Raw genomic sequence first — 19,011 nt, 5'->3', positions numbered from 1 at the left:
GGCCGGCGGCGAAACGGTGCGCCGTGGAGCCCATCGGCACGGTGAGGCGCGAGGGCGCCTGCTCGCCCGTGCCGAGGCGGCCCAGCCCGTCACGGACGTTGACGGAGCGGCCGGTCGCGTCCACGTCGCACAGGCGGGTGAAGAGGTCGGCGTGTCCGGTGTCCGCGGAGACGCCCAGCCGCGCCGAGACCGGGCCGACGATGTCCAAGGGCTCGGCCAGAGGAGGGCCGGTGAACGTCAGAACGTCGCCCCGGGCCTCCAGGGTGCCGTTGTCGCGCGGACCGGCGGAGCGGGAGAGCAGCGGACCGCCGAGGGACGGCGTGGGGTCGGCCGGATCGTAGCGGAACGACGTCAGGGGCCCGGAGTCCGTGGGGGCCTGCCGGGTGAGGTGCCCGTCCGGGGTGGGGAACCATGCGGTGCCGGCCGTGGCCGGCGGCCAGTCGTCGAGGCCCCGCCAGGCGTCCTCGCCGCCGACGTGCACGCGCACCGCAGCGGGGCGCAGACCGGAGGGGTCGGCGCACAGGTGCGCGCGCAGCCAGGCGAGGCCCTCGGCGAACACCTCGGGCCACCCCTGCCGCAGTGCGGAGGCGTGGGTCCAGGGGCCGACGAGCAGGGCGGTGTCGCATCCGGCCCGGCGGAGCCGTTCGTATTCAGTTCGGGCGGCGGGTCCAGGGCGAGCGCACCAGCAGGGTGGGGAAGTCGCCCCGGGCACACGGGAAGTAGTGGTCGGTGATCAACGGGCTGCCGTCGGCGGCCGGAACCACCAGTCCCGGCTCCCACCCGGCCCGGTACCGCCCGGCCGGGAGGCCGCGCCGGGTCGCCCTCATCATCCGCGCGGCCAGGGGCGGCTTCCCCTGCGGCGGCGCCCGGGCCGGGGGCGGCGCGGGGTCGTGCGTGCGTGATGCCATCGTTCGTTCCCCTCTTCGTTTACGTACGGCGTACGAGAATAGAGGGTGGTTGGATGACGCCGGCAGGCGCTGCCGCACGCGCGGGGAGAGGAGCACGAGGACCGTGACCGGTGAGGGAGGGTCCGGCGCCGCGGGCGTCGACCCGCAGCAGCTCTGGCTGAGCCGCCCCCGGCCCCGCAGGGGCCGCCGGCCCGCCCACAGCCGGGAGGCGATCACGGCGGCGGCCGTCGCCCTGGCGGACGCGGAGGGGCTGGACGCGGTCAGTATGCGGCGGGTCGCGGCACAGGTCGGGGCCGGCGTCATGTCGCTCTACAGCTACGCCCCCGACAAGGAGACGCTGGTGGAGCTGATGGTCGACCACGTCAGCGGCGAGCTGTCCCCCGCGGGCCCGCCCACGGGCGACTGGCGCGCCGACCTGAAGGCCGTCGCCCACCTCCAGCGCTCCCACATGCTGCGCCACCCCTGGCTGCCGGCGGCCCTGGCCACCCACCGCACCCCCGGCCCCAACACGCTGGCCTTCCTGGAACACGTGCTCGCCGTCCTGCGGCCCACCGGGCTGGACGGCGGGACGAGGCTGGAGATCTTCGCCCAGCTCACCGCGTTCGTGGCCGGGCACGTCGCCCACGAGGTCGCGCAGGCGGCGGCCTCGCGGTCCCCCGACCGGGCCGCGGCCGAGGCCCGCTACCTCACCGCCGTCGCCGCGGACGGCCACCACCCGGAACTCGCCGAGGCCCTCGCCTCACCCGGGCGGCCCGTCACCCCCGAAGCCACCTTCAACCGGTTCCTCAACCGCCTGATCGACGGCCTCGACGCCCGTTGATCCCGGGCGCGTCCACGCGTCGGCGCGGGCGCCGACCTCACTCAGGCGGGCGGCGTGACACCTATATCGACATGTGTCAACATAGATGCATGTCGAACACCAAGGTGCTTCCCCTGCTTGAGCCCGAGGGAACCGAGGCCGTGGCGCCGTGCTGTCCGCCGCTCACCGAGCGCCCGTTCACCGCGGAGGAGGCCGAGACGGCCGCGCGGATGTTCAAGGCCCTGGGCGATCCGGTGCGGCTGCGGCTGTTCTCCGCGGTCGCCTCGCACGAGGGCGGCGAGGCGTGCGTGTGCGACATCTCCGACGTCGGCGTCTCCCAGCCGACCGTCTCGCACCACCTGAAGAAGCTCAAGGAGGCCGGTCTGCTCACCTCCGAGCGGCGCGGCACCTGGGTCTACTACCGGGTCGAACCCTCCGTCCTCGCGGCGATGGGCAGGCTGCTGGCCGTCGCGCCCACCGCCGCCTGAACGGGCCACGCCCTCGCCGGTCGGCCGGTCAGTAGCCGAACACCTGGGTCCACGTCCAGTCGCTCGTGGTCACGCCGACGCCCAGCGTCCTGAGCGAGCAGTTGAGTATGTTCGCGCGGTGGCCCGGGGAGTTCATCCAGGACTCCATGACGCTCGCGGCGGAGTTCTGCCCCCGGGCGATGTTCTCGGCGCCCGGACTCGGGTGGCCCTGCGCCTTGGCCCGGTCGGCGAAGCTGCTGCCGTTCCGGCCGGTGTGGGAGAAGTAGTCGTGGGCGGACATGTCCTCGCTGTGCAGCTGGGCCGCCCTGGCCAGACGGCTGTCGTGCGTCACGGGACCGCACCCCGCCTCGGCGCGTTCCGCGTTGGTGATGTCCAGGACCCGGGCGGCGGGGCCCCCGGCCGCGGGGGCGGCGGGCGCGGACGGCTGAGCCGCCCGCGGCCGCGCCGGCGTCTTCGCGGGCGCCGAGGTGCGTGCGGGGGAGGGCTTCGCGTCGGACTCGTCCGGGCGCGGCGTGGCCGAGGACTTCGGCTCGCGGGACGCGGAGGCCGACGGCGAGGACGAGGGGGACGAGGGGGCAGGGGAGGAAGAGGGGGCGGCGGCGGACGGGCTCGGAGCCGGGGGCGCGGGCACGGCGGACTCCGAACCGCCCGCGGACGCCGACCGCACCGTGTCCCCCTCGCCGTCCGGTATCAGAACGGCTGTCCCGGATATCGCGCCGCCGGTGACCAGCAGCGCCGCGACCACGGCCGCGACGGTCCTGCCCCGCCGCTTCCGCTCGCGGTCCCGCGCGCGGCGGCTCGTACGGCGGCCCGCCACCGTCACCGGTCCGAGAGCCGCGGCGGGGGGATCGGCGGGCGCCGGTCCCGTGGCCCCGGACGCCGTTCCCGGGTCGGTCGGCACACCGTCCTGTTCCGCCGGCACCTCCCTCTGCCCCGTGGCCGCCGCCCCCGGTCCCTCCGCCGCGTTCCCGGCGAAGGACAGCGGTGTCGCGTCCGCCGTTCCGGCACCGGGGCCGGTGAGCAGGCCGGCCGCGCCGAGCAGGCCCGCCCCCACCGGCACCAGCCCCAGCCCGACCAGCAGGCCCTCCGCCGGCACCAGCCCCGACTGGAGGCCCGCGCAGACCGTGCAGTCCCGGGCGTGGCGCGCGATGCGCTTGCGCCACAGGGCCGAGGGGACGGCGTCCCAGGCCGCGATCACGTCGTCCAGCAGGACGCAGCGCGGCCGCGCGGACAGCGCCCGCACCACCAGCCGGGCCGTCTCCAGCTGCGCCTTCATCCGCTGCACGCGCACCGCCGTGTGCTGCGGCGACAGCTCCAGCGCGGCCGCCACCTCCGCCCGCGTCAGCTCGCCCGCCGCCTCCAGCCACCACAGCGACAGCAGCGCCTGATCGTCGGGGTCCAGCCAGCGGGTCGCCTCGGCGGCCTCGCGCCGCTGGCCCTCCAGTCCGAGCCGCACGATCGTCAGGTCCACGAAGTCGGCGCCCGGGTCGGCGACGTCGTACGCGTCGTGCAGGCCCGAACGGACCGGCACCGCCCGGTCGTTCCGCTCACTGCGCCAGTGGTGGCGGAGCTGGTTCATGGTGATGGCCACCAGCCAGGACCGGAAGCCGGCGGGGTCGTTCAGCGAACCGAGCGCGCCCAGGGCGCGGAGCATGGTCTCCTGCACCACGTCGTCGACGTCGGGATGCCCGTTCAGCGCCCGGCCCACGATGTTGTAGACCAACGGGAGGCAGGCGGCGACGAGTTCGTCCTGGGCCCGCGTGTCGCCGCGCCGTGCCGCCTCGACCGTCTCCCTGCCGAATCCCCTGTTCGCTGCCACGCTCGTCCACTCTCCTTCTCGGTGCCGGACCGTTCCGCCCTGTCACAAGAGGAGAGCCGCCACCCCGGCCGGGATAACAAAAAGCACGCGACGGATCGGCGATCCCCGGCCCTCCGGTCCTCCGGTCCTCCGGCCGGCAACCGCCCGGGAACCCGGTGCGCCGCAGCCGCCGCGAAGGGTAACCGGAGCACCGCGGCCCCTCACCGCTCTCGTCGGCCCCGGTGGGCTCGCCGGCACCGACGAGGGGAAGGGAAAGGCCACGGGGACGGAAGCACCGCGGATCCGGGAACGGGGCCGGCGGAGCCGCCCGGTGCCGGTGCCGCGGACCGCCGGCACGCCCGCTGTCCCGGAGCCGCGTCCCGGCGGGGCCGCCACCCGCTTCATGGCGCACGGCGCCGTCGGGACCGGCGGGGTGAGCTCCCGCGACGGCACCGCCTGCGCGTCGACGTGGTGGACGCACCCGCCTCCCTCCGTGAGGGAGGCGAGGCACGCCCACCTCCACCTCGTGCGCGCGGGAGGGGACAGGGGCGGGTGCGCCAGGCGGTACCTGCGGAGCGTGCCGCTCGGCGAACTGCGCGGGCTCACGCCCCTGGCGACCGGCCGGCGCGACGAGGTGCTCGCCTGGTCCGGCGGGCGCAGGACGTTCTCCTTCGCCTTCTCGGACCAGGAGTCACACCGCTGCGGTCTCCCCTCCTCGGACAGGGAGGGGAATGCCGTCCCCCGCGAGTACGAGGGGGCTTGAGAGGGCGCGTCGCCCCGCCCGGCCAGGGGTTCCTGACGGCGCGGTCCCTCAGGGACCGGACCCTGAGGCAGCTCTGGGCGGGCCGGCCCCCGGGACTCAGTCCAGCACGTGCCGCAGATACGCCCGCGGGTCGGCGAGGTAGCGGCGCCAGTGGTCGACCAGGGCCAGGTCCTGCCAGGCGGTGCGGCGCACGCCGTGGTCGCCGACCTCGACGATGTCCGCGCCGGGCAGCGCGGTCAGCAGCGGGGAGTGGGTGGCGCAGACGACCTGCGCACCGGCACGGGCCAACCGGTCGATGTGGCCGAGCAGTTCGAGACAGGAGGAGAAGGACAGCGCCGCCTCCGGCTCGTCCAGGACGTAGAGGCCGGGGCGCAGGAACTTGTCCCGGAACGCCGCGAGGAATCCCTCGCCGTGGCTGCGCGCGTCGGGTGCGAGCCCTTCCCGGTCGAGCGCGTCCAGTGCCGTTTCGGCGCGCAGGAAGAAGCCCTGGCGGGCGGACCAGGAGCCGAGCATGCGGCGGCCGCGCGGGGCCGCGTCGAAGCGGATGCGTTCGCCCAGGACGGACTTGGCGCGGTGGCTCGCGTAGCGCCACTCGTGCGAGCCGCCCCAGGAGTCCAGCCCGAAGCCCTCCGCCAGGGCCTCGACGAGCGTCGACTTCCCCGAGCCGTTCTCGCCGACGACGAAGGTCACCGGCGCGGTGAACCGCAGTCCGTCCCGAAGGAGTTCCCGCACGCAGGGGACCGACCAGGGCCACTCCCCCTCGTCGTGCGGGCCCACGTGTGCGTACGCGCGTTCGACAATCACGGGGCGAGTTTCGCACAGGGCCCGTGCGTGACGGGTGAGCGGCGCACCGCCCTCCTCACTCCCTCCCCGTCGTCCGCCTCACTTGGTCCCCACCGTCCGCAGCACCGTGAGCACCAGCGTCCGTGCCGCCGTCACCACCTCCCGCATCGACACGTGTTCGCGCTCGCTGTGCGCCACCGCGATGTCCCCCGGGCCGTACTGCAGCGTCGGGATCCCGGCACCGGTGTAGAGGCGCAGGTCACTGCCGTACGTCGCCCCGCGCCGCCGCGGCCGCGGGCCACCCGTCGCGTCGGCGTGCGCGGCGCCGGTCACGTCCGCGAGGACGTGCCCCTCGGGCAGCCGGCCGCTCGCGAACTGCCCGCCCGGCCAGCTCACGGTGGCCGGATGGTCCCGCAGCCAGGGGTCGGCGGCGCAGGTCTCGGCCACGCACCGCTCCAACGCGGCGCGCGCGTCGGCCGGGTCCTCGCCGAGCCGTACGCCGAGCCGCCCCTCGGCGACCAGCAGGTCGGGCACGCTGCTCGCCCAGTCCCCGGCGCGCACCGTGCCCACCGACAGGCCGTACGGGATCGGGTACTCGGCCAGCAGCGGGGACGGGTCGCGGTTGCGCTCGGTCTCCAGGGCGGCCAGCGCCCGGTGCAGGGGCAGGTAGGCGTCGACGGCGCTCACCCCCAGCTCCCGCGAACTGCCGTGCGCCGCCCTGCCGGGCACGGTGATGCGGAACGTCAGCGCGCCCGCGTTGGCGGTGATCAGCGCGCCCGCGGTGGGCTCGGCGATGACGCAGGCGTCGCCGCGGTGACCGCGCCGCAGGGTGCCGAACGCGCCGAGGCCGCCGTCCTCCTCGCCGACGACGCAGTGCACGGCCACCCGGCCGCGCAGCCGTGTCCCGGCCGCCCGTATCGCGGCGAGCGCGGCGAGGTGCGCCGCGAGACCGGCCTTCATGTCACAGGCCCCGCGCCCGTGCACGAGGTCACCGGTCACCCGGGGCACGAACGGGTCGCCGTCCCAGGCCGCGAGGTCCCCGGGCGGTACGACGTCGACGTGGCCCTGGAGGATCAGGGTCGGCCCGTCGCCGCCGTCGGGGGTGGTGCCGACCAGGCCCCACGCCTCCTCGCGGGGCGCCTCCGTGCCCGGGAAGTCCGGGTGGGCGCGCAGCGCGGGCAGGTCCATCGACCACAGGTCGGTCTCCAGGCCGAGCCACTCCAGCCGCCCGGCCAGCTGGTGCTGGAGCTCCGACTCGGCGGCGCTCCCGGTCACACTCGGCACCGCGATCAGCTCCAACAGGGTCCGCCCCAGAGCCGCCTCGTCGATCGCCGCCAGCGCGGCGCCCTCCTCGTCGGTCAGCACGCTGCCGCCCCTCCCCTCGTCCCACGGGGCGGCGACGTCCGCGGCCCCGAACGCATACCTGCGCATCCCGGCCCGCCCGTACGCCTCGACCGCGGGCGTTCCCGGTGCCGGCCGTCAGCGCGGCACGCCCGTGGTCCCGCACCGGCGCGTCGACCGGTCCCGCCGCCCCGAGGGGCCGGCGCGTCGGCCCGCTCTCCCGCGACGCGTCCGGTACCGGGGGCGGCGCGTCCCGCTCGGGAGCGCCGACCACGGCCCGGCCCCGACCGGACGGCGCGGGGCCCGCGACCGCCGCGGACGAGCCCGCACCGGGGGGGTCCGCGCGCCCGGCCCGGACGCCCGTCGGGCCCGGCCGGGCTGCCCGCACGAGATGCGCCGCCCCCGCCGGGGCCCCGCCGGCCGGCGCCGTCAGCGCCCCTCGTCCTCGCCCGTCCGCTCCACCGCGCCGCCGCCCACCGTGAACCCGATCACCGTCCCGCCGCCCTCCCGCCGGAAGGCGTACGGCGCTCCCCCGTGCGCGAGGGCCACCTCGCGGACGATGGACAGGCCGAGACCGGAGCCGGGGAGGGAGCGGGCGTCGGCGGCGCGGTAGAAGCGGTCGAAGACCCGGGTCAGGTCGTCGTCGGCGATCCCGGGCCCCCGGTCGCGCACCTCCACCCGTACCGTGCCCGGCCGGGCGGGGCCGGCGACGCGGATCTCCACGGGCGACCCGCCGTCCCGGTCGAACTTGACGGCGTTCTCGACCAGGTTGGACAGCGCCCGCGTGAGCATCCCGGGCCGCCCGTCGGTCGTGGTGTCGCCGCTCGCCCGGACCACGATCTCCCGCCCGCTGCGGCGCCGGGCCAGTCCCGCCACGTCCTCGGCGACGTCGGCGAGGTCGACCCGCTGCGGCGGCTCGGTGTCGGACTGGCCGGCCGCGAGGTCGACGAGCTCGTTGACCAGGTCGGTCAGTTCGCGGGCCTCCTGGGTGAGGTCGGCGACGAGTTCCTCCCGGGTGCCGGGCGGCAGTTCGTCGATGCGGCGCAGCAGGGAGATGTTGGTGCGCAGGGAGGTGAGCGGGGTGCGCAGCTCGTGCCCGGCGTCCTGCACCAGGCGGCGCTGGTCCTCCTCGGACTGGGCGAGCCGGCCCAGCATCCGGTCGAAGGCGCGGCCGAGGCGGCCCACCTCGTCGTAGCCCGCGACGGGCACCTGGATGCCGAGCCGGCGGGTGCGGGCGACGTCCTCGGCGGCGTTGGTGAGGACGACGAGCCGGCGGGTGATGCGCCGGGCCAGCCACCAGCCGAACAGCCCGGCGGCGACCACCACCGCCGCCATCAGGAGCAGCGTGCGCCGCTGGAGGGCCCGCAGCAGGTCCTCCGTGTCGCTGAACTCCTGCGCGACCTGCACCGCGCCCCGGCTGCCGCCCAGCGAGACGGTCGCGACCCGGTAGACGTCGTCGCCGACGTCGACGTCCGCGTGCACCACCACCTCGCCGGCCGTGGCGGCACCCGCGATCCGGCGGTCGGCGGCGACCACCGGCAGCCCCGGGCTGCCCGGGTCGAAGACGCTGCCGTCCGGCCCGAGCACCTGCACGTCGGTCCGGGCGGGCCGCACCAGGTCGTGGCCGGGGGCGGTGGAGGAGAAGTCGACCGGTGTCATCCGGTTCTCCCGCACCTCGCCGCGCAGGTCCTGCACGACCTCGTCGAACACGGACTGCTGGTCCACCCGCACCAGCCGGGCGGCCGCGTTGTAGGACAGGAAGCCGACCAGGACGGTGACCGTGGCGGTGACCGCCGCGAACGCCACCGCGAAGGTGGTGCCCAGCGACAGCAGCCGCAGCCCCCGCCGCGCGGCCGGCGGCCGGTACGCGCGGCCCGGGGCGGCACCGGGAGCGGCCGAGGCACCTGAGGTGTCGGCGGCACCCGAAGCACCGGGGGACACGTCAGTCCTCCCGCAGCACGTAGCCCACCCCGCGCACCGTGTGGATCAGCTGCGGCGCGCCGGGCTCGTCGAGCTTGCGGCGCAGATAGCCGACGTAGACGGCGAGGTTCTTGGAGCCGGGGCCGAAGTCGTAGCCCCAGATGCGGTCGTAGATGGTGGAGTGGTCCAGGACGACGCCCGCGTTGCCGACCAGCAGCTCCAGCAGCTCGAACTCGGTGCGGGTCAGCTCCAGCTCCCGCCCGCCCCGCCAGGCCCGGCGGGCCTGCGGGTCCATGCGCACCCCGGCCGCCTCGACGAACCGCCCGGGGGCCTCCGGCCTCGGCGGCTCGGCGGCGGGGGCTCCGCCGCCGTCCTCCGGGTCGGGCCGGGCCCGGCGCAGCAGGGCGCGCAGCCGGGCGAAGACCTCCTCGACGTCGAAGGGCTTGACGACGTAGTCGTCGGCGCCCGCGTCCAGTCCCGCGATCCGGTCGGCGGTCTCCACCAGCGCCGTCAGCATCAGCACGGGCGTGCGGTCGCCCTCGGCGCGCAGCACCCGGCACACCTGGAGCCCGTCGATGCCGGGCATCATCACGTCCAGTACCAGCACGTCGGGCCGGCTGCGGTGGACCTGCGCGAGGGCCTCGACGCCGTCGGCGACCGCCGTGACCCGGTAGCCCTCCAGGGTCAGGGCGCGTTCCAGGGCGTTGCGGATGGCGCGATCGTCTTCGGCGAGCAGAACGGTGTGCGGCACGGGCCCAGTGTGCCAACCGCTCCCGTCCCCGGCCCCGGCGGACGGCGCCGGGGCCCGCTTCTTACTCGGCTCTCACCCGGTGGGCCGCAGCGCGGCGAGCCGCTCCTCGAACGGTGTGACCTCCTCGAAGGAGTCGCGCTGGGGCAGGGGACGGGCGGTGGACAGCCCCGCCATCAGCGCGGCCAGTTCCCCGGCCGCCCGCTCGATCCGCCCGTCCAGGCCCTCGGCGCCCCAGTCCTCGGAGGCGGCGTAGACGCCGGTGGGGACGACGACGGCCCTCAGGTACGCGAAGAGCGGGCGCAGGGCGTGGTCCAGGACGAGGGAGTGCCGGGCGGTGCCGCCGGTCGCGGCGATCAGCACCGGCTTCCCGGCGAGGGCGTCGGGGTCGGTGACGCTCAGCGCGTCGAAGAACGACTTGAACAGGCCGCTGTAGGACGCGGAGAACACGGGGGTGACGACGATCAGGCCGTCGGCCTCCGCCACCGCGTCGAACGCGTCGGCCAGCGCCCGGCCCGGGAACCCGCTGGTGAAGGTGTGCGCGATCTCCACGGCGAGGTCGCGCAGCTCGATCACCCGGGTGTCGGCCGGGGCGGGTTCCGGGGCCGTCGCGGCCGGGGCGGCGACGGCGGCCAGCCGGTCGCCGAGCAGCCGGGTGGACGACGGGACGCTCAGTCCGGCGGAGACGACGACGAGCCTCATGCCCGTGCTCCTTCCTTGTTCCTGGCGTCGGCCAGCAGGGACGCGTGGGTGGGCGCGTCCGGCACGTTCGCGGGCCGGTTCTTGGCGAACTCCTCGCGCAGCACCGGCACGACCTCCTCGCCCAGCAGGTCGAGCTGCTCCAGCACGGTCTTCAGCGGCAGCCCGGCGTGGTCCATCAGGAACAGCTGGCGCTGGTAGTCGCCGGCGTACTCGCGGAAGGACAGCGTCTTCTCGATCACCTGCTGCGGGGAGCCCACGGTCAGCGGGGTCTGCTCGGTGAACTCCTCCAGCGAGGGCCCGTGCCCGTAGACCGGCGCGACGTCGAAGTACGGCCGGAACTCGCGCACCGCGTCCTGGGAGTTCTTCCGCATGAACACCTGTCCGCCGAGGCCGACGATCGCCTGCTCGGGGGTGCCGTGCCCGTAGTGGGCGTAGCGGGCCCGGTACAGCTCGACCATCCGCTTGGTGTGGTCGGCCGGCCAGAAGATGTTGTTGTGGAAGAAGCCGTCGCCGTAGTACGCGGCCTGCTCGGCGATCTCCGGGGAGCGGATCGAGCCGTGCCAGACGAACGGCGGTACGCCGTCCAGCGGACGCGGGGTGGAGGTGAAGCCCTGCAGCGGCGTGCGGAACTTCCCCTCCCAGTCGACGACGTCCTCGCGCCACAGCCGGTGCAGCAGGGCGTAGTTCTCGACGGCGAGGTTGATGCCCTGCCGGATGTCCTGCCCGAACCAGGGGTAGACCGGCCCGGTGTTGCCGCGCCCCATCATCAGGTCGACCCGGCCGTCGGCCAGGTGCTGGAGCATCGCGTAGTCCTCGGCGATCTTCACCGGGTCGTTGGTGGTGATCAGCGTGGTGGAGGTGGACAGGATCAGCCGCTCCGTCCGCGCGGCGATGTAGCCGAGCATGGTGGTCGGCGACGACGGCACGAACGGCGGGTTGTGGTGCTCCCCGGTCGCGAACACGTCCAGGCCGACCTCCTCGGCCTTCAGCGCGATGGCGACCATGGCCTTGATCCGCTCGCGCTCGGTCGGCGTACGCCCCGTGGTCGGGTCGGGCGTGACATCCCCGACGCTGAAGATCCCGAACTGCATGGCCGCTCACCCTCCAGGTTGTTGACCGTTCAACTATACCTCTGAACGACCGCCCCGCCCCTCCTATTCCCCCGCTCCCCCGGCCCGGCCGGAGGGTCCCGGCACCGGCCGCCCCCGCACCCGGTCGGTCAGGGCCCGCCCTCCCCCGACCGCAGGCGGGCGGTCTGCTCCGCGCTGAACTCCGCCGTGCGCCTCATGTGGTCGATGAACAGGGCCAGCTGGGAGTCGTCCAGGTCGTCGAAGAGCGCGACCCAGCCGCCGAGGCGGTCCCACACCCGCCCGAACTCGGCGGCCTTCTCCGGCACCACCGCCACCAGTACCCGCCGCCGGTCGCCCGCGTCCCGCTCCCGGACCACGTGACCCGCCCGCTCCAGCCGGTCCACCAGCCGCGTCGCCGACCCGGTCGTCAGCCCCGTCAGCTCCGCGATCCGGCCGGTCGTCACCGGGCCGTCCTCCAGCGTGAGCAGGTTCAGGCACTGCAGATCGGTGGGGTGCAGGCCCAGGTGATCGGCGAGGGCCTGGCCGAACAGGGCGTAGGAGGCCATGTAGCGCCGGGACACCACGGCCAGTTCCGCCATCAGCCCCGCCCGCGTGTTCCCCGGCATCCCCGCTCCTCCTCGTCCGCTTCCCTCGGGTGGATGTATCCCCCGCGCGGCCCGTGCCAGGCGCCCCCCGTCAGGTGACGCGCGGGGAGCGCCGGCGGAGGCGTGCGAAGCTGCCCGCATGTCGATCCTCCGCTCCGCCGCCCTGTTCGTCCTCGCCGCCCTGTTCGAGATCGGCGGCGCCTGGCTGGTCTGGCAGGGCGTGCGGGAACACCGCGGCTGGATGTGGGCGGCCGGCGGCGTCCTCGCCCTCGGCGCCTACGGCTTCGTCGCCACCTTCCAGCCCGACGCCCACTTCGGCCGCGTCCTCGCCGCGTACGGCGGCATCTTCGTCGCCGGCTCGATCCTGTGGGGCGCGGTCGCCGACGGCTACCGCCCGGACCGCTGGGACATCACCGGCGCGCTGGTCTGCCTCGCCGGGATGGCCCTGATCATGTGGGCGCCGCGCAACGGCTGACGGTCGCCCCGGTCCGCCCGGGTACCGGGCCCGTCGTGCGCCGTCCCGCCCGCCTTATGCTGACCGGGCCCGGTCCCGACCGCCCGAGGAGCAGCCCATGGCCACCGCCGTACCGTCCGCCGCGTCCCGCATCGCCGTCGTCACGGGTGCGAGCAGCGGGATCGGCGCCGCCACGGCACGCCGGCTCGCCGAGGCCGGTTACCGCGTCGTCCTCACCGCCCGCCGCAAGGACCGCATCGAGGCGCTCGCCGGGGAGCTCACCGCGGCCGGCCACTCGGCGACGGCGTACCCGCTCGACGTCACCGACCGCGCGGCGGTCGACGAGTTCGCCACCGCGTTCAGGACCGTCGGCGTCCTCGTCAACAACGCGGGCGGCGCCCTCGGCGCGGACCCGGTCGCGACCGGCGACCCGGACGACTGGCGCACGATGTACGAGACGAACGTCATCGGCACCCTCAACCTCACCCAGGCCCTGCTGCCCAAGCTGGAGGCGAGCGGCGACGGCACGGTCGTCGTCGTGTCCTCCACCGCCGGCCACGCCACCTACGAGGGCGGCGCGGGCTACGTCGCCGCCAAGCACGGCGCCCACGTGCTCGCCGAGACCCTGCGCCTGGAGATCGTCGGGCGGCCGGTGCGCGTCGTCGAGATCGCGCCCGGCATGGTGAAGACGGAGGAGTTCGCGCTCACCCGCTTCGGCGGCGACGCGGAGAGGGCCGCCAAGGTCTACGAGGGGGTCGCCGAGCCCCTGACGGCCGACGACGTCGCCGACACGATCACCTGGGCGGTGACCCGCCCGAGCCACGTCAACATCGACCTGCTCGTCGTCCGCCCCCGCGCCCAGGCGTCGAACACGAAGGTCCACCGGGAACCGCGCTGAGCGGAGCGCGAGGAGCGGCCCGTCAGCCCTTGACGCAGACGACCTGCTTCAGCTTCGCCACGACCTCCACGAGGTCCCGCTGCTGGTCGATGACCTGCTCGATCGGCTTGTAGGCCCCCGGGATCTCGTCCACGACACCGGAGTCCTTGCGGCACTCCACACCCCGCGTCTGCTCCTCCAGGTCCTTCGTCGAGAAGCGCCGCTTCGCCGCGTTGCGGCTCATGCGCCGGCCGGCGCCGTGCGACGCCGAGTTGAAGGACGCGGGGTTCCCGAGGCCCTTGACGATGTACGAACCGGTGCCCATCGACCCCGGGATGATCCCGTACTCGCCGGAACCCGCGCGGATCGCGCCCTTGCGGGTCACGAGCAGGTCCATGCCGTCGTAGCGCTCCTCGGCCACGTAGTTGTGGTGCGCGCTGATCTCCTGCTCGAAGGTCGGCTTCGCCTTCTTGAACTCCTTGCGGATCACGTCCTTCAGGAGTGCCATCATGATCGAGCGGTTGTACTTCGCGTACTCCTGCGCCCAGAACAGGTCGTTGCGGTACGCCGCCATCTGCGGGGTGTCCGCGACGAAGACGGCGAGGTCGCGGTCGACCAGGTTCTGGTTGTGCGGGAGCTTCTGGGCCACGCCGATGTGGTGCTCGGCGAGTTCCTTGCCGATGTTCCGGGAACCGGAGTGGAGCATGAGCCAGACGGAACCGTCCGTATCGGTGCACACCTCCACGAAGTGGTTGCCCCCGCCCAGCGTCCCCATCTGCTTGACGGCCCGCTCCTCACGGAACTTCACCGCGTCCGCCACCCCGCCGAACCGCCTCCAGAAGTCCTCCCACCCGGAGGTCGCGAAGCCGTGCAGCCGTCCCGGGTCGACCGGGTCGTCGTGCATCCCCCGGCCCACCGGAATGACCTGCTCGATCTTCGACCGCAGCCGCGAGAGATCACCGGGGAGGTCGTTCGCCGTCAGGGACGTCCGCACCGCCGACATGCCGCAGCCGATGTCGACGCCCACCGCCGCCGGGCACACCGCACCCCGCATCGCGATGACCGACCCGACCGTCGCGCCCTTTCCGTAGTGCACGTCCGGCATCACGGCCAGGCCCTTGATCCACGGCAGGGTCGCCACGTTCCGCAGCTGCTGGAGGGCGCCCTCCTCGACCGTCGCCGGGTCCGTCCACATGCGGATCGGCACCTTCGCGCCCGGCAGTTCCACGTACGACATAACGTCCTCTTTCCCCCGGTGAACGAACAGAAGTCCCGAATCGCAAAACCGGCGCCAAGGTCGACGAAAAGGGATGACGGACCGGCGTCCACGGCAGTGCGTGCGATACACATTGTCTGCGGGGGGCGCCCCCCTGCGGCAAGCGAATAACCAGCGGGGACACTGGGGGAACACCAGCACAGGCACTGGGGGACCCCGCGGGCACCGGCCCGCACCCACCGTCGAGAGGAGCCCGACCGTGCAGCGGAAGGCGTACGTACCCGGCGTCGCCGCGCTCCTGGCGGCCGTGCTGGCCGGCTGCACCGGCGGCTCGGGCGACGGCGGCCCGTCGGACAACTCCAACCCGGGGAGCGCCGGCACCGCGACGCAGGCGGCCCAGCCCGGCAGGTACGCCACGCTCCCCGAACCCTGCGGCGCGGTCGACGAGGCGATACTCGAGGAACTCCTGCCCGGACTGGAGGAGTTGACCGACGAGGCGCAGCGCGAGAAGGCGTACGCGGGCGAGGCGACCCTCACGTACGACACCGACCGCAAGGTGGGCTGCCGCTGGAAGGTGGAGTCGGCGGAGGCGACCGACCACCTGCTGGTCGACTTCGAGCGGGTCGTCTCCTACGACAACGCCGTCAGCGACGACAACCGGGCCGAGCAGCTCTTCGCGGGGAAGCGGGCGGCGGCGCACCTCCCGGCGCCGACGGCCACGGAGTCCGGTTCCGCCGGCACCGGCAGCAGCCCTGTCACGGGCCCGAGTTCGTCGCCCTCCTCGTCCGCCTCCTCCGCGTCATCCTCGTCCGGGTCCTCCTCCGAGTTCCCTTCCGGGTCGCCCTCCGCCTCCCCCTCCGACCTCCGGCCCCGCCTCCTGGAGGACCTCGGTGACGAGGCCTTCCTCGACGACGAGCTGAGCAGTTCCGGCTCGACCACCGAACAGCGCACGGTGACTGTGGCGTTCCGCACGTCCAACGTGATCGTGACCGTCGAGTACGCGGAGCAGCCGGCGGTCGTCGGTGCCGTCCCGGACAGCAGGGAAATGCAGGACAGGGCGCGGGAACTGGCTTCCCGGCTGGCCGATTCGCTGAGTGGCTGAGCGTCGTTCACGGCGCCTTCACGCCGACGCGCAAAGCCGGCGAAGGAAGACCACACAGGTGGCTCACCGCGTACCGTGACCTCTCGGACCCCGTTCCGACCGCAGGGAACACGAGCGTCATGAGTGAAGGAACCATGCAGCGACGAGCACAGCGAGACCAGCACGATCAGCGAGCGAAGCGCCTCGTCCGCGCCCTTGTCTGCGCGGGCGCCGTCCCCGTGGTACTGGTCGCCGCCGGCTGCTCCTCGGACTCCGGCTCCGACGACGGCAAGGACAAGGCGTCGAGCGCTTCGGCGTCGGCGTCCGCGAGCCCGTCCCCGACGGTGCGGGCGGCGGCGTACAAGACGCTCCCGGAGTCGTGCAAGGTGCTGTCGAAGAAGACCTTGGAGGACCTCGTCCCGAAGGCCGAGTCGGGCAAGGAGGGCAAGTCGGACGACGTGTCGACGCGCGCCAGCTGCTCCTGGAGCAGCCTCGACAACAACGGCGTGAAGGGCTCGCAGTTCCGCTGGCTGAACGTGTCGCTGCTGCGCTTCGAGTCGGACGTGACGCGCGGTGCGGGCGACGAGCTGGCCGAGGAGTACTACGGCAAGCAGGTGCGGGACGCGCAGGCGGCCGAGGGTGCCAGGAAGACCGAGGCGGAGCCGCTCGCCGGGACGGGCGACGAGGCGACGGCCGTGCGGTACGAGCTGAAGAAGAAGGAAGGCACCTTCAAGCAGCAGACGGTCGTGGCACGCGTGGAGAACGTGGTCGTCACCCTCGACTACAACGGTGCCGGCCTGGCCGGTGACAAGACACCGAGCGCCGACGACCTGATGAAGGACGCGAAGAAGGCGGCCGCGGAGGCGGTGGCCGCGGTGACGGAGGAGAACGGCGAGGGCGCCGGGGCCGGAGCCGGCGAGCCGAGCGGTTCGCCGTCGAAGTCGGCGTCCGCGTCCGCGTCGAAGGCCGCGTCGAAGGCGTCGGACGAGGGCTGACCCGGCACCGAACCGGAACCGGCCACCCGTCTTCCGTACACATGTGCCACTCTGTTGCGCGCAACAACACGCAAAGGGAGGGGAGTACGGGTGGCCGCGCCACTACAGCTGACACGGACGCACCGGGTTCTCATCGGCGTGGTCGTCACCGGTGCCGTGATCATCGCCGGTATCGGCTTCGCGGGTTCGTACGCGGCCGTCCGCGAACTGGCCTTGAAGAAGGGCTTCGGGGACTTCAGTTACGTCTTCCCGATCGGCATCGACGCCGGTATCTGCGTCCTGCTGGCCCTGGATCTGCTGCTGACGTGGATCCGCATCCCCTTCCCGCTGCTGCGGCAGACGGCGTGGCTGCTGACGGCTGCGACGATCGCCTTCAACGGCGCGGCGGCGTGGCCGGATCCGCTCGGTGTGGGCATGCACGGGGTGATCCCGGTGCTGTTCGTGGTCTCGGTGGAGGCGGCCCGGCACGCGATCGGCCGGATCGCCGACATCACCGCCGACAAGCACATGGAGGGCGTCCGCCTCACCCGGTGGATGCTCTCGCCGGTCCCGACGTTCCTGCTCTGGCGGCGGATGAAGCTGTGGGAGCTGCGCTCCTACGAGCAGGTGATCAAGCTGGAACAGGAACGCCTGGTCTACCAGGCCCGCCTGCGTTCCCGCTTCGGCCGCGGCTGGCGCCGCAAGGCCCCGGTGGAGGCCCTGATGCCGCTGCGCCTCGCCAAGTACGGCGTCCCCCTCGCCGACACCGCCCCGGCGGGCCTGGCGGCGGCGGGCATAGAGCCGGCGCTGATACCTCCGGCGCCGCGCGCGGAGAGCCCCGCCCCGCAGAGCGCGGTGCCGCCCGCCGAGCAGCGCCCGCAGCTCGCCGGCAGCCGGCAGGACGCGGAGCCGGTGCCGTACGAGGAGGCCGCCCCGGACACGAACCCCTGGCTGCACGCCCGGGACCCGCAGTCCGTGGAGTACCACGGCGACTACGACCCCACCTACGACCCGGACCAGTACGCCCAGTGGGTCGCGGAGCAGCGGCAGGCCGAGGAGTACCAGGACCAGTACCAGGAGGAACCCCCCGTCCAGGAGCCCTCCCCCGAGGAGACCGGCAGCTTCCCCATCCCGGTGAGCCCGGGCCGCACCCGCGAGCTGGGCGAGGGCGGCGGCACCCCGGTCGCCGAGCCGGACGAGGAGGCGTACTACCAGGTGTTCCGCCAGTCGATAGACGGCAGCTACCCCACGCCCCGCGTCCTCGGCGACAACATCCAGGCGACCTACGGCACGACGCTGAGCCGGAGCGACCTGAAGGCCCTCGTGGAACGCTTCACCAAGCGCCACTCGGCGGAGCTGGAGGAGAACCACATCGCCTGACCGTGGCGGACCGCGGCGACGGGACGGCGGGACGACGGAAAGGGGGCGCCCGGTGAAACCACCGGGCGCCCCCTTCGTCGCCTCGTCGTCGGACCGCGGTCTACTCCCCGAGCAGCGTCCGCACCCGGTCCTGCCCCACCGCGAGCAGCAGCGTGGGCAGACGCGGGCCGGTGTCCCGCCCGACCAGCAGGTGGTAGAGCAGCGCGAAGAACGACCGCTGGGCGGTCTTGATCTCCGGCGGCAGCTCCTTGGGCGTGGCGTCGGCGGAGAAGCCGGCCTGGACCTTGGGCACGCCGTAGACGAGGTGGGTGAGCCCGTCCAGCGACCAGTGGTCGGCGAGTCCGTCGAGCAGCAGCCGCAGGGACTGCCGGTCCTGCTCGTCGAGCGACTTCAGCAGTTCGGCGTCGGGCTCCGCGCGGACGATGGTGCGCTGGTCGGCGGGGACGTGGGTGTTGATCCACGCCTCGGCCTTGTCGTAGCGCGGCCGGGCCTCGTCGAGCGAGGCGAGCGGGTTGGCCGGGTCGAGCTCGCTGAGGATGCGCAGCGCCTGGTCCTCGTGGCCGGCGGTGATGTCCGCCACCGACGCCAGCGTGCGGTACGGCAGCGGCCTCGGCGTCCTGGGCAGCTCACCGCTCGCCGTGCGCACCGCGCGGGAGTGCGCGGCGACGTCGGCGGGCAGCGCGGAGCCGTCGGCGACCTTGGCGTCGAGCCGGTCCCACTCGTCGTAGAGGCGCTGGATCTCCTGGTCGAAGGCGATCTTGAAGGACTGGTTGGGCTTGCGGCGGGCGTACAGCCAGCGCAGCAGCTGCGGCTCCATGATCTTCAGCGCGTCGGCGGGCGTGGGCACGCCGCCGCGCGAGGACGACATCTTGGCCATGCCGCTGATGCCGACGAAGGCGTACATGGGGCCGATGGGCTGCTTGCCGCCGAAGATCCCGACGATCTGCCCGCCGACCTGGAACGACGACCCGGGCGAGGAGTGGTCGACGCCGCTCGGCTCGAAGATCACGCCCTCGTAGGCCCACCGCATGGGCCAGTCGACCTTCCAGACCAGCTTGCCGCGGTTGAACTCGTTCAGCCGGACGGTCTCGGAGAAGCCGCACG

General features: G+C 74.0%; 19 protein-coding genes and 1 pseudogene. 8 read left to right on the top strand and 12 right to left on the bottom strand.

The window, feature by feature from the left end; all coding sequences use genetic code 11:
- Both RIM90_RS20425 and RIM90_RS31590 read right to left on the bottom strand, forming a co-directional pair.
- On the bottom strand, window positions 1-712 hold a 712-nt coding region (locus RIM90_RS20425), incomplete at its 3' end, for a CocE/NonD family hydrolase (protein WP_375165498.1).
- Window positions 651-908, bottom strand: coding sequence for a hypothetical protein (locus RIM90_RS31590; RefSeq protein ID WP_375165497.1), 258 nt, complete (start codon window positions 906-908; stop codon window positions 651-653). The genes RIM90_RS31590 and RIM90_RS20425, both read right to left, overlap by 62 nt.
- Window positions 909-1,011: 103 nt before the next feature.
- Here RIM90_RS31590 and RIM90_RS20420 point away from each other — a divergent pair, with 103 nt between their 5' ends.
- On the top strand, window positions 1,012-1,728 hold the full coding sequence (locus RIM90_RS20420; protein ID WP_309062178.1) for a TetR/AcrR family transcriptional regulator C-terminal domain-containing protein: 717 nt from the start codon (window positions 1,012-1,014) through the stop codon (window positions 1,726-1,728).
- A gap of 89 nt (window positions 1,729-1,817) precedes the next feature.
- The gene (locus RIM90_RS20415) at window positions 1,818-2,195 is read left to right on the top strand and encodes a metalloregulator ArsR/SmtB family transcription factor (RefSeq protein ID WP_309062177.1); all 378 of its coding nucleotides are present in this window, start codon (window positions 1,818-1,820) and stop codon (window positions 2,193-2,195) included.
- 28 nt (window positions 2,196-2,223) lie between these two features.
- Here the strand turns inward: RIM90_RS20415 and RIM90_RS20410 are convergent, their stop codons facing one another.
- Window positions 2,224-4,014 (bottom strand): sigma-70 family RNA polymerase sigma factor, encoded by a 1,791-nt coding sequence (locus RIM90_RS20410; RefSeq protein WP_309062176.1) that lies wholly within the window; start codon window positions 4,012-4,014, stop codon window positions 2,224-2,226.
- Window positions 4,015-4,570: 556 nt separating this feature from the next.
- Here RIM90_RS20410 and RIM90_RS20405 point away from each other — a divergent pair.
- On the top strand, window positions 4,571-4,756 hold the full coding sequence (locus RIM90_RS20405; protein WP_309062175.1) for a hypothetical protein: 186 nt from the start codon (window positions 4,571-4,573) through the stop codon (window positions 4,754-4,756).
- Between the two features lie 96 nt (window positions 4,757-4,852).
- Here RIM90_RS20405 and RIM90_RS20400 read toward each other — a convergent pair whose 3' ends face one another.
- The 7 genes from RIM90_RS20400 to RIM90_RS20370 all read right to left on the bottom strand — a co-directional run bounded on the left by RIM90_RS20400 (window position 4,853) and on the right by RIM90_RS20370 (window position 11,946).
- The gene (locus RIM90_RS20400) at window positions 4,853-5,560 is read right to left on the bottom strand and encodes an AAA family ATPase (protein WP_309062174.1); all 708 of its coding nucleotides are present in this window, start codon (window positions 5,558-5,560) and stop codon (window positions 4,853-4,855) included.
- 78 nt (window positions 5,561-5,638) lie between these two features.
- Entirely contained in the window at window positions 5,639-6,904 is a 1,266-nt protein-coding gene (locus RIM90_RS20395; protein WP_309062186.1) for an ArgE/DapE family deacylase, read from the bottom strand.
- A gap of 405 nt (window positions 6,905-7,309) precedes the next feature.
- On the bottom strand, window positions 7,310-8,719 hold the full coding sequence (locus tag RIM90_RS20390) for a HAMP domain-containing sensor histidine kinase (protein WP_309062185.1): 1,410 nt from the start codon (window positions 8,717-8,719) through the stop codon (window positions 7,310-7,312).
- A gap of 103 nt (window positions 8,720-8,822) precedes the next feature.
- Entirely contained in the window at window positions 8,823-9,551 is a 729-nt protein-coding gene (locus RIM90_RS20385) for a response regulator transcription factor (RefSeq protein ID WP_309062173.1), read from the bottom strand.
- Between the two features lie 72 nt (window positions 9,552-9,623).
- Window positions 9,624-10,250 (bottom strand): FMN reductase, encoded by a 627-nt coding sequence (locus RIM90_RS20380; protein WP_309062172.1) that lies wholly within the window; start codon window positions 10,248-10,250, stop codon window positions 9,624-9,626.
- Complete coding sequence (locus RIM90_RS20375; protein ID WP_309062171.1) at window positions 10,247-11,341, bottom strand: LLM class flavin-dependent oxidoreductase; 1,095 nt, start codon at window positions 11,339-11,341, stop codon at window positions 10,247-10,249. Before RIM90_RS20375 ends, RIM90_RS20380 begins: the two co-directional genes overlap by 4 nt.
- Window positions 11,342-11,469: 128 nt before the next feature.
- Window positions 11,470-11,946: a MarR family winged helix-turn-helix transcriptional regulator gene (locus RIM90_RS20370; RefSeq protein ID WP_309062170.1), complete on the bottom strand. Its 477-nt coding sequence runs from the start codon at window positions 11,944-11,946 to the stop codon at window positions 11,470-11,472.
- A gap of 118 nt (window positions 11,947-12,064) precedes the next feature.
- Here RIM90_RS20370 and RIM90_RS20365 point away from each other — a divergent pair, with 118 nt between their 5' ends.
- On the top strand, window positions 12,065-12,400 hold the full coding sequence (locus RIM90_RS20365) for a YnfA family protein (RefSeq protein WP_309062169.1): 336 nt from the start codon (window positions 12,065-12,067) through the stop codon (window positions 12,398-12,400).
- A 97-nt stretch (window positions 12,401-12,497) separates the two neighbouring features.
- Window positions 12,498-13,277, top strand: a complete 780-nt coding sequence (locus RIM90_RS20360) for an SDR family NAD(P)-dependent oxidoreductase (RefSeq protein ID WP_309062168.1) — start codon at window positions 12,498-12,500, stop codon at window positions 13,275-13,277.
- Between the two features lie 22 nt (window positions 13,278-13,299).
- On the opposite strand, the gene RIM90_RS20355 is transcribed toward RIM90_RS20360, so the two are convergent.
- Window positions 13,300-14,493, bottom strand: a complete 1,194-nt coding sequence (locus RIM90_RS20355) for an RtcB family protein (RefSeq protein WP_309062167.1) — start codon at window positions 14,491-14,493, stop codon at window positions 13,300-13,302.
- Between the two features lie 238 nt (window positions 14,494-14,731).
- Between RIM90_RS20355 and RIM90_RS20350 the strand changes: the two genes are divergently transcribed.
- The 3 genes from RIM90_RS20350 (at window position 14,732) to RIM90_RS20340 (ending at window position 17,907) form a co-directional block, all read left to right on the top strand.
- Window positions 14,732-15,574, top strand: coding sequence for a DUF3558 domain-containing protein (locus tag RIM90_RS20350; RefSeq protein WP_309062166.1), 843 nt, complete (start codon window positions 14,732-14,734; stop codon window positions 15,572-15,574).
- A gap of 119 nt (window positions 15,575-15,693) precedes the next feature.
- Window positions 15,694-16,548: a DUF3558 family protein gene (locus tag RIM90_RS20345; RefSeq protein ID WP_309062165.1), complete on the top strand. Its 855-nt coding sequence runs from the start codon at window positions 15,694-15,696 to the stop codon at window positions 16,546-16,548.
- Window positions 16,549-16,638: 90 nt separating this feature from the next.
- On the top strand, window positions 16,639-17,907 hold the full coding sequence (locus RIM90_RS20340) for a DUF2637 domain-containing protein (RefSeq protein ID WP_309062164.1): 1,269 nt from the start codon (window positions 16,639-16,641) through the stop codon (window positions 17,905-17,907).
- A gap of 100 nt (window positions 17,908-18,007) precedes the next feature.
- Here RIM90_RS20340 and RIM90_RS20335 read toward each other — a convergent pair.
- Window positions 18,008-19,011 (bottom strand): annotated as a pseudogene (locus RIM90_RS20335) (lysine--tRNA ligase); the annotation flags it as partial.

Origin of the sequence: Streptomyces sp., assembly GCF_031181555.1 — a bacterium.
GTDB classification, from domain to species: Bacteria; Actinomycetota; Actinomycetes; order Streptomycetales; family Streptomycetaceae; genus Streptomyces; species Streptomyces fimbriatus.
Note: the sequence above shows the minus strand (reverse complement) of the source record. Positions and strands in the feature narration are given on the sequence as shown.

Excerpts from the sequence above, each read along its gene's own strand:
- RIM90_RS20370 (WP_309062170.1), bottom strand. The coding sequence starts at position 11,946 with ATGCCGGGGAACACGCGGGCGGGGCTGATGGCGGAACTGGCCGTGGTG.
- RIM90_RS31590 (WP_375165497.1), bottom strand. The coding sequence starts at position 908 with ATGGCATCACGCACGCACGACCCCGCGCCGCCCCCGGCCCGGGCGCCG.
- RIM90_RS20355 (WP_309062167.1), bottom strand. The coding sequence starts at position 14,493 with ATGTCGTACGTGGAACTGCCGGGCGCGAAGGTGCCGATCCGCATGTGG.
- RIM90_RS20365 (WP_309062169.1), top strand. The coding sequence starts at position 12,065 with ATGTCGATCCTCCGCTCCGCCGCCCTGTTCGTCCTCGCCGCCCTGTTC.
- RIM90_RS20345 (WP_309062165.1), top strand. The coding sequence starts at position 15,694 with ATGAGTGAAGGAACCATGCAGCGACGAGCACAGCGAGACCAGCACGAT.
- RIM90_RS20380 (WP_309062172.1), bottom strand. The coding sequence starts at position 10,250 with ATGAGGCTCGTCGTCGTCTCCGCCGGACTGAGCGTCCCGTCGTCCACC.
- RIM90_RS20360 (WP_309062168.1), top strand. The coding sequence starts at position 12,498 with ATGGCCACCGCCGTACCGTCCGCCGCGTCCCGCATCGCCGTCGTCACG.
- RIM90_RS20375 (WP_309062171.1), bottom strand. The coding sequence starts at position 11,341 with ATGCAGTTCGGGATCTTCAGCGTCGGGGATGTCACGCCCGACCCGACC.
- RIM90_RS20415 (WP_309062177.1), top strand. The coding sequence starts at position 1,818 with ATGTCGAACACCAAGGTGCTTCCCCTGCTTGAGCCCGAGGGAACCGAG.